3 protein-coding genes are annotated in these 1,377 nt (G+C 72.5%); 2 read left to right on the plus strand and 1 reads right to left on the minus strand.

The window, feature by feature from the left end:
* Positions 1-72: 72 nt before the first annotated feature.
* A complete protein-coding gene (locus tag ACWGIG_RS21050) occupies positions 73-294 on the plus strand; it encodes a DUF2277 domain-containing protein (RefSeq protein ID WP_453323160.1) in 222 nt (73 codons plus the stop codon).
* On the opposite strand, the gene ACWGIG_RS21055 is transcribed toward ACWGIG_RS21050, so the two are convergent.
* Positions 216-884, minus strand: coding sequence for a DedA family protein (locus ACWGIG_RS21055; RefSeq protein WP_453323161.1), 669 nt, complete (start codon positions 882-884; stop codon positions 216-218). The two genes, ACWGIG_RS21050 and ACWGIG_RS21055, sit on opposite strands and share 79 nt — an antisense overlap.
* A gap of 269 nt (positions 885-1,153) precedes the next feature.
* Between ACWGIG_RS21055 and ACWGIG_RS21060 the strand changes: the two genes are divergently transcribed.
* A partial coding sequence (locus ACWGIG_RS21060) for a hypothetical protein (RefSeq protein ID WP_453323162.1) occupies positions 1,154-1,377 on the plus strand: 224 nt, incomplete at its 3' end.

Below are 1,377 nucleotides of genomic sequence, written 5' to 3' on the forward strand. Positions count from 1 at the left end.
GGAGTCCTTCTGCCGCCCGGGGTGGCGGGCAGCAGGGAGGCCGTTGTCAGTGGGGGTGGCTACCGTTGTCGTATGTGCCGCAGCATCAAGACGCTTCGACCGCCCGCGATCCCGGAAGAGGCCACGGAGGAGGAGATCGCCGCAGCCGCGTTGCAGTACGTGCGGAAGGTCTCCGGGTTCCGGGCCCCGGCCGGGCACAACCAAGAGGTTTTCGATCAGGCAGTGGGGGAGGTGGCCGCGGCAACGGCCAAGTTGCTGGCCGGACTTGAGGTGCGCGGGCGGCGTACGACGTAGGCCGCGAGGACTCCCGCGACGGTCAGCGCCAGCACCGAGATCCCGGTGCTGATCCACCCCGCGCCCAGCCACTGGCCGCCGAAGTAGCCCAGGCTCACGCTGTAGAGCGCCCAGGCGACGCCCGCCAGCGCCGACCACGGGACGAATTCCTTCGCCTTGCGGTGGGCCGCGCCCGCGCCCAGGGACACCACCGAGCGGCCGGCCGGGGCGAATCGTGCGACGACGACGAGGATGCCGCCGCCCTTGGTGAGGGCGTTGCCGAGACGTTCCTGCGCGGCCGACAGCCGACGCGAGCGGGAGATCGCCCGGTCCAGCCGGGCGCCGCCGCGCCAGGCCAGCCGGTACGCCACCAGGTCGCCGAGCAGCGAGGCGGTCGCCGCGCACAGGGCCAGCAGGAGCAGTTCGGGCACGTCGTGGGCGAACGAGTCCGGGACGGTGGCGTTGGTCGCGCCGGCCGCCGCGGCGGTGGCCGCGGTGATCACCAGAACACCGCTCGGCAGGATCGGGACGAAGACGTCCAGCACGATGGAGATGCCCACGACCGCGTATATCCACGGACCGGCGGTCAATGACCCCAGACTGTCCAGCACTGCGAACTCCCCGGCTACGGAAAACAACGCCGCGACGTCGCATAGGGGAGCGGCAGGGGCGGCTTAACAGCGATCCACTTTACGCCTGGTGCGAGAGCTGATAACGCCCGATTCGCCTGATGTCGGGGAGATCACGTCTGCCCTGTGGCCGCCGTCACGTTCACCCGAGTGCCGCATCCCGTGCGACGGTGCCCCGCCCCGCGCGGAGTGTGGTGGCGGGGGCGGAGAGAGGCCGGGGGGACACCCAGGGTCAAGACGAAGGAGTCACCATGACCGGTCGGATTCGGGTACCGGAGCACGTGCGGACCGCGGGCGTGGCGGCGGCAGCCGCGCTGCTCGCCGGGACGGTCGGAGCGGCCGGGACGGCCGGTATCGCTTCGGCCGCGTACGCCGAGGGCGCCGCGTACGCCGAGGGCGCCGCGTACGCCGAGGGCGCCGCGTACGCCGAGGGCGCCGCGTACGCCGAGGGCGCCGCGTACGCCGAGAGCGCCGC

Source organism: Streptomyces sp. NPDC054863, from assembly GCF_053610825.1.

What these genes read in the sequence shown, in the direction of transcription:
- ACWGIG_RS21050 (WP_453323160.1), top strand. Translation starts at nt 73, where the DNA reads ATGTGCCGCAGCATCAAGACGCTTCGACCGCCCGCGATCCCGGAAGAG.